4 protein-coding genes and 1 pseudogene are annotated in these 8,311 nt (G+C 43.0%); 1 reads left to right on the forward strand and 4 read right to left on the reverse strand.

The window, feature by feature from the left end; all coding sequences use genetic code 11:
* Window positions 1-2,413: pseudogene (locus tag HP456_RS16225) on the reverse strand (hypothetical protein); the annotation flags it as partial.
* A gap of 314 nt (window positions 2,414-2,727) precedes the next feature.
* On the reverse strand, window positions 2,728-4,518 hold the full coding sequence (locus HP456_RS16230) for an LTA synthase family protein (RefSeq protein WP_246289142.1): 1,791 nt from the start codon (window positions 4,516-4,518) through the stop codon (window positions 2,728-2,730).
* Between the two features lie 181 nt (window positions 4,519-4,699).
* Between HP456_RS16230 and HP456_RS16235 the strand changes: the two genes are divergently transcribed.
* Window positions 4,700-5,749 (forward strand): NAD(P)H-dependent glycerol-3-phosphate dehydrogenase, encoded by a 1,050-nt coding sequence (locus HP456_RS16235; RefSeq protein ID WP_172252971.1) that lies wholly within the window; start codon window positions 4,700-4,702, stop codon window positions 5,747-5,749.
* Between the two features lie 353 nt (window positions 5,750-6,102).
* Here the strand turns inward: HP456_RS16235 and HP456_RS16240 are convergent, their stop codons facing one another.
* Together HP456_RS16240 and murJ are read right to left on the reverse strand one after the other, a co-directional pair.
* Window positions 6,103-7,287, reverse strand: a complete 1,185-nt coding sequence (locus HP456_RS16240) for a glycosyltransferase family 4 protein (RefSeq protein WP_172252973.1) — start codon at window positions 7,285-7,287, stop codon at window positions 6,103-6,105.
* Window positions 7,284-8,311, reverse strand: a 1,028-nt coding sequence (gene murJ / locus HP456_RS16245) for a murein biosynthesis integral membrane protein MurJ (protein ID WP_172252975.1), incomplete at its 5' end; no start/stop codon positions are given. The genes murJ and HP456_RS16240, both read right to left, overlap by 4 nt.

Below are 8,311 nucleotides of genomic sequence, written 5' to 3' on the forward strand. Positions count from 1 at the left end.
CGACCCAATTGCCTTCCTTCTTGATTACCTTCACCCAATCGCCTTCATTGACCTCAGAGACGATGTTAGAGCTGGTGGATGTAGTCGGAGATGAACGCACATTAACATCGTCATCGGTAACTTTCCATGTACTCATGTCCACATATTCAGCCCAAATGTAAGCAGGTTCATTTCTGTAAAGGTCCGTCTGAGGATTGTTTTTCATTTGCAAGTCCAGCATTTCATCGAATGTCATACCGTAACTTGTGTTATCCTGTATGACATCAGTTCCTAATGTTTGGATATCATTTTTATGGATATATCCAACGTGTCGGACACCTTCAATGTAGACAACAGCTTCATACCAGCTTGCTGAGAATGTCTTGAAATTCAAGACGGAACCTTTGGTATAATTTTTAAGGACCCGAGAACCTTTGGACGCTAAAGAATAGACATTCGTCGGACTCTTCAGGGATATTCCTTCTAAATCATCCTGGCGGTCAATGATGTTTTCTACATGACTTGCATCAATGTAACCATTCATTTTCTTGCCGTTTACATAGACGACTGCTTCATACCAACCACCTACAAATGTAGTGTAGTATAAGATCGTACCTTCAGCGTAGCTCTTTAGAACAGAAGCAGAATTGCTTGCATCTGCGTATATTTTAGTTGGAGACTGCTGCCCGATACCTTTAAGAGATTCCTGTTCCTTAACACTATTCTCTACATGAGATGCATGGATGTACCCGCTTCTCCATCCGCCGTCTGCATAGACTCTGGCTTCGTACCATCCGTCGATGAATGTATCGTAAACAAGTACACTGCCTGCAGGATAGCTCTTCCATGTACCAGAAGAAGTGGAGACCTCTTTGTAAATAGGAGTTGATTGTTTAGCGACCCCTTTTAGTCTGACTTGCTCATCCGTTACATTTTTTACATTAGCGGCATTGATGTAGCCTGTTCTCCAAGCCCCGTCTGCATAAATCCTGGCTTCATACCATCCATCTATGAACGTGTTGTAGACCAGTACGCTGCCTGTAGGGTAGCTTTTCCATGTACCAGAAGAAGTGGAGACACCCCGGTAAATAGGTGTAGTCTGTACGGAAACACCTTTCAGGGAAACTTGTTCACCAGATACATTTGATACATGTGCAGCATTAATGTAGCCGGTTCTCCATCCGCCATTTGCATATATTCTGGCTTCATACCAACCATCGATTAGCGTTTTATATACCAGTACGCTTCCTGCAGGATAGCTCTTCCAAGCACCAGAATTGGAAGAAGGTGCTTTATAGATAGGTGTGCTCTGCTTTGCCACACCTTTAAGCGAAACCTGTTTTCCGTCCAGGTTCTCGACATCAGTCACTTTTATGTAACCGCTGGTCGCTTTACCATTAACATAAACGAGACACTCATACCAACCGGAAGTAAATGTCTTATAGTACAGTTGACTTCCCTGATCATAAGACTTGATTACACTTGATTGGTCAGAAGCTTTGGTGTAGATGTTCGTCGGCGATTTCATGCCGATTCCCTTCATACTTGTCTGCTTCGCTGAGATATTCTCTACATCATTGATTGCGATATATCCTGTAGTCGCCTTGCCGTTTATATATACTGTGGCAATATACCAATTTGAATTAAGAGCTTGGTATATTAAGATACTTCCTTGTGCATAGCTTTTCAGCTTCTTAGAGGTAGAAGATTGAGCTTCATATACATGGGTTGGGCTTTTTAGTGCCACCCCTTTGAAGGTTTCACCGCCGACTTCTTTAGTCGAAGTAGAAAATGTTGAAAAAGTCTTTGCCTGTTTTGACTTTTCTTCTATTTCAGCTGTATCACCGCTACCTTCATCAGTGGTTTCTGTTTGAAGTCCATCTTGTTCGTCTGATTCTAAAGGTTGTTCCGATTCCTCTGCATCAGTTGATGTTTTATCAGAAATCGTATCTTCCTCGGTTACGACGTCATCAGCTGGCTGCGGATTTTCTTCTTCAGAGGAAACGCCCTCTTCATGTATTGAATCGTCAGTATCAGATGATTGGTCACTATTCAGTTCTTCTTCCTGAGTCTTATCATCTTGATTTGTTTCACCATCTTCAGGCAATCCTTGGACAGTTATAAATTCACTTAATACATATCCTTCAATCTCTGCATCCGTTTCACTATCGTAATAGCTTACTGATGTAAATGAAGATCCGACTTCGTTGTCGGGAAGAAGAGTGACCTTTGAGGTGTTAGGGAGCTCAGTCAATACTTCACTCGCCTCTGAAGGTTCTTTATATAAGTGAATAACCTCACCAGATTCCGATGATACTACAACATCACTGACATTTGATGCTTCACTCGTTTCTGCCTGTGCAAAGCCGGCAAAGTTAGAGAAAATGAGTAAAGCGGCCAACAAAGAAAAACAAATCTTTCTGATAGAATTCATGATAGTTTTCTTTATCCCTCCATATAATAAAGTAATTAAGTAATTTACAAATAAATTACTTATATGACAAAATAATTCTATCATATGTCGAAATATAAAAGAATACTATTCTATAAATGTTAATTTTTTCTATATAGATAGAATGTCCTAGGAGTAATGACATTTAAATCCATTTTATTGTTGCGTTTTTTTACTAAATAGTGTAAGCGTGTAACGATGTTGTAATAAGAAAGTAACACAAAGAAAGAAGCCGGCATATCCAGGCTTCTCGAGAACATTATATAAATATTGCAGGAGGGAGAAGGGTACTTTTACTATCTGAAATAGTCCCCTTTTATGATGAGATTTGAAATATCTAACAGCTTTTGCTGTTCTAGAGTTACATCGTCGGAGACAGAATCCTCAGTGATGTAGAGGGACTTATCCACGTAACCGCCACTTGGTATAAGGACAGAACCGGAATTCGTCCTCAATAGATCGACGCCGAGCATCGCATGCACTCTTTGCTGGTCAACTCCCATGATTGAGGTTAGTGTGGGAGTGACGTCAATTTGACCGCTGATTGTCTGATGGACTTCCCCCTTTATAGCTGGGTGATAAATCAAGAATGGAACAGTAGCGAACTCCCTGTACCATTGCTCATCTGAAATATCCCTCTTCAGCCATTCTTCGACCATGGCCTTATCTTTGTGGAATATTCCGTTATGGTCACCGTATAGGACAATAATTGAATCTTCCAACAGCGCCTTTTCATTTAATGATTCAAGAAATAACGCAAGCGATTCATCTGTATACTTAACTGCTTGAAAATAGTTCCCTAACAAACTGTTTTCGAGTTCATCCGGCAATTGAAGTGATTGTCTTTCTATGTCGATTTCATAAGGCATGTGGTTGGAAAGAGTCACTATAAAAGAATAAAACGGCTTTTCTATTTCTGCAAGCATCCGTGCTGTCTCTTTGAACATTTCCTTATCGCCGACTCCCATCCCGATAATTTCTTTCTGAGGAAATTGTTCAATAGTCACATACTGGTCGAAGCCAAGGGAAGGGTACATTTCCTGGCGGTTCCAGAACGTTTTTTCATCAGCATGGACAGCAACGGTCGAATATCCTTCTTTCTTGAGGTTTTGGCCAAGAGAGTGATACGTATTGGAAGGATAGCGGAAAAATACTGATCCTGTCTTTATCGGGAAAAGGGAGGTTTGAGTCAAGAACTCTGCATCTGAGCTGTTCCCCCCGATTGTCTGGGCGTAGAAATTGGGAAAGGAAATAGAGTTATTCAACAGTCTGTTCAATGTAGGTGTGATTTCCTGCCCATTCACTTTCTTATTTAGAACGAAATGTTGTAAGGATTCCACTTGAATCATGATTAAATTTTTCTTTTTTCCGAACCCTTCGTATGTTGATTCATTTTCATATTCCTTCTTTTGAGTGAGCGCAGACTGGATCGTTTTTTTCTCGTCTGAAGATAATTCGAATTGTGCTTCTCTTATATGGAAGTAGGTATCGAGTGCATGGTGTCCGAGGATCCCATATTGCACTGTTTGGTCAAGTGAATCATAGGCTTGTACCGGATTTTCCATTTGATCGATGACCGTTAATTTAATGGGCTTGATAAAGATGCCAATCAATCCAATGGCCATAAAAGGCAGGACGCCTTTAACAATAGAAGGTTTTTTTCTATAAACAAAAGACTGTTTAAAGAAAATGAAGGGAAACACAGCCAGGTCAATAAAGTACAAGAGATAGTCAATTCGGAATAAAAATAGAATGCTGTCCCCTAACCCTGACAAATTTGCAGTTTGATAAAAGGTGGAAATGGTGACCGGAGAGCTGTAGTAATCAAGGTAAAGTGAATTGGCCAATAGTACAAGAGAAATGACTGCACTGACACCGTATGAAAAAAACAGCCTGCCCTTATGCCGGAAGAAGAAAGACATAGAATAAAAAATAAAGAGGAAGCCAATCGAGGTGGAATATACACCGCTGGAAATCGGCGTGCTGGACAATAGATGAAAAAGAACAAGCTTAATAAATATGAACAAATAGATTATTTCGTTGAAGTACTGTTTACATAATCGTTTTAGGACTTCCAACCCTTGCATCAACCATTCACATCCTATTTATGTATATACATAGTAGTTTATGAAGTCCTTCTGGCATCTATGCATGACGGAGAGTATTCACTTATAATTATGGGTAATTATAAAATATATCTCTTTTCTTTTCTTTAATAAATGGAATGGAAAAAATCATTATATTACTATTGAGGCGGTGCACAACCATATGAAGCAGGAAACTATCGCAGTACTCGGTACAGGCAGCTGGGGCACAGCCCTTTCGATCGTGTTAGCTGATAATGGCTGCAAGGTGAAGCAATGGGGAAGAAGCAAGGAAACGATTGAAGAAATTAATGTCTATCATACGAACGAAAAATATATTAAGAACATAGAACTCCCTGATAATATTGAAGGTCATCTGGATTTAGGGAAAGCATTGGAAGGTGTCGAAACGATCATCCTTGCAGTTCCGACAAAGGCCATGAGAGAAGTGTTGGCCAAGGTCCAGGAAGTCCAGACTGCCCCTATTACAATTGTCCATGTGAGTAAAGGGGTTGAACCTGATTCGCTGCTGCGCATATCAGAAATTATTGAAGAGGCGATGGAACCAGGTAACCTGACAGAGATCGTCGTCCTGTCCGGCCCCAGTCATGCAGAGGAAGTAGCTTTGAGACAGCCGACAACTGTAGTGGCTGCTTCTCGTGACCTGGAGACATCCAAGCGGGTCCAGAACTTGTTCATGAACTCCTACTTGCGTGTATATACGAACACAGATGTCGTCGGAGTCGAAATCGGCGGCGCACTTAAAAACATCATCGCCCTGGCAGCGGGTGTAGGAGACGGATTGGGATATGGAGATAATGCGAAGGCAGCACTCATCACCCGCGGGCTCATCGAGATCTCAAGGCTCGGAGTCAAAATGGGAGCGAACCCATTAACCTTCTCCGGCCTTTCAGGCATCGGAGATCTCATTGTCACATGTACAAGCGTTCATTCCCGAAACTGGAGAGCGGGGAATATGCTGGGCAAAGGAATGGATCTTGAGGAAGTCCTTGAGAACATGGGAATGGTTGTTGAAGGCGTCCGAACGACTAAGGCTGCTAAGCAGCTCGCCACAAAGTATGAAGTGGATATGCCCATAGCGGATGCTTTATACGATATTCTATTTAATAGTGTAGATCCAAGGGAAGCTGTCGACAACCTGATGCAGCGGAACAAGACCCATGAGATGGAAGATTTAGTAGTCATACTGGGGAATACGATCGAAAACGAATAAGATGAGGGGACTGCCTTTTGGCGGTCTTTTTTTGCATGAATAGCGGGGGGCAGGATAGTAATTGTACCTGGTACAAAATGAGTTCTGTGTACCAGGTACGAAATGGTTAGTGTGTACCAGGTACAAATTAAGGGGAGTGTACCTGGTACAAATCAATGGAGGTGTACCAGGTACAAATCAGTGGAAGTGTACCAGGTACAAATCAAGGGGAGTGTACCAGGTACAAATCAACAGAAATGTACCAGGTACAAACCGGCTATCCTGTACCAGGTACAAGAAAGCAAAAACACAAGAACACAAAAACAATCCACACACCAATCAATTCAATCCAATCAACCACTTAACACTAAATACTATACTTTCACCCGCTGATCATTGATCGCCTCATGATAAATCTGTTCATATTTCTCAGCGGCAAACAGGTGAGAATATTCCTTTTCAATTTTCCGGCGGGCATGACTGGCCAGATTATCACCTAACTCCGGTGAATCCAGTACCTCGATGATGGCATCAGACAATGCTTCCGTGTCTTTCTCTTTCACTAAAATCCCGTCCTCATGGTCGGAAATGATTTCTTTTAAACCGCCGACCGCGCCAGCAATGACAGGTGATGAAGAGCCCATCGCTTCCAATGCCGAGATGGAGGTTGCTTCTTCGACGCCGTATGAGTGGATGCTTGGTACAAGGACGACATCCGCGACCCCGTATAGATACTTCATCTTAGTGTGAGCCACGGTCCCGAGCAGCAGGACGTTGTCTCCCAGCCCTTGTTTTTCAACCTCATTCTTAATGGCGGGCATCTGCTCACCGGTACCGGCGTATACCAGTATGGTATCGGGGTGTTTTTCCAGCACTTTTCTAAGGGCCAGTGTCGGGTAGATCACCCCGTTCTTTTCGGTCATCCTTCTCGGTACAAAGAGCATTTTCTTATCTTCAGGAATATGAAATTCTTGTTTGATGCCTGATAAGTCAAGCTTCAGCGGATTGAAGTCTTCTACATCGATGAAGTTCCTGATTGCAGTGGCTTCCACACCTGACATATTGAAAACATAGTCCTTGATGCGCTGGTCAACTGTCACCACCTTAGCTGCCGATATGTACGCATTCTTTTCTTTTTCCCTGATCTGGGCATCTTCTTTGCTGCCTTCCGTGATGGCCCCCCTGCTGATCGCTTCAAAGGAATAATAGCCGTGAACGGTTTCGACGACAGGCAGACCGGTCGTTTCGGCTGCCAGGGTGGAATAGACGTCCTGCGAGTTGATGACATCATACTGATCGCTCATTTGTTCGATTTGTTTGCGGATCAGTGTCTTCCGATTTTCGTCGTTCATGAGCTGTCCGGCACCTCTTTTGAACTTGCTGGCTATGTAACCGGGAGCCTGTGCGTAAGCTTTTCGAATGAGTGGATTGAGCTGTGTGAATGATAACACATCGACCTGATGGCCTCTTGCTTCCAAGCCGTTTTTCAACGTTGACATATGTGTGGAAAGGCCGCCTTCGTGCGGGTAATCAAAGATGGTTGTAAGTAAGATTCTCATTTCAAAAAACTCCTTTTAGTAGTAAGCTTTTGGACGATTGGTTTCATGGTATGGACTTTCAAGACAGCCGACAAAATCAAGTAAAGTCCAAAGATCAGAACGGTTAGAATGGTCGTTTCAATCAGTATGTTCAACCCTTCAGGCAGTAAATTCACCGCCAGGAAGACCGATCCGGTTACAGCTAACGAGATGACAAGAAGTTTTGCTGTTTCCTTTGCAAATTCAACGGCATAACCTTGGCTGCGCCCGTTTTTATTCAGCAGATAACCAAATAAGACGATGCACTGGATCAACATGGAGATACTCGACGCCAATGCAATCCCTCCGACTGCCATCACTTTGGATAACAGAACGCTTAGGATGATATTGATGATAACGGCAGCCAGGCATGAGTACATGGCGAATTTCGTTTTCTTCAAAGCATAGAAACCGTTCATCAGGAAATCCCTCAATGCAAAAAACACAAGCCCTGCTGCGTAATACACTAATGCCTGATTCGTAAGTCCGGTTGCCTCGCTTGTAAAGTTACCCCTTTGAAAAGCGAGCTGGATCAGGTTGTCCCCTTTGATGATCATGAGAATCATAAAGGGGATGCTCGCGAATATGATGAGCGAGGCTCCTTTCTGGATGATGCCAAAGAACTTCTTATAACTCTCGAGAGCCCCTTCCACTATCGACGGGTAGAGCACGGTGATCAAAGGGGTCATGATCACACTGAGCGGCAGCCAAAGCAGGCGGTTGGCATAGTTCAGGGCAGACACGCTTCCGGTATCCAGTCCCGTCGAAACCATCCGGTCAACCAGACTGTTCATTTGAACACTGATGGCTGCGATGATAATCGGGTAAAACAGAATCATGATCTTTATAATTTTTTCTTTGTTTCTCCTGAAGTGGAAGTTCAATCCGATATCCATTTTTTTGAAAGAAGGGTACTGGATCAGGAACTGTCCGGCTGCACCGATCAGGACACCGATTGATAACCCGTATACCCCGTACGTTGAAGCAAGCAGAACAGTCGCCAGGA

Origin of the sequence: Bacillus haikouensis (assembly GCF_013179555.1) — a bacterium.
Classification (GTDB): Bacteria; Bacillota; Bacilli; order Bacillales; family Bacillaceae_B; genus Rossellomorea; species Rossellomorea haikouensis_A.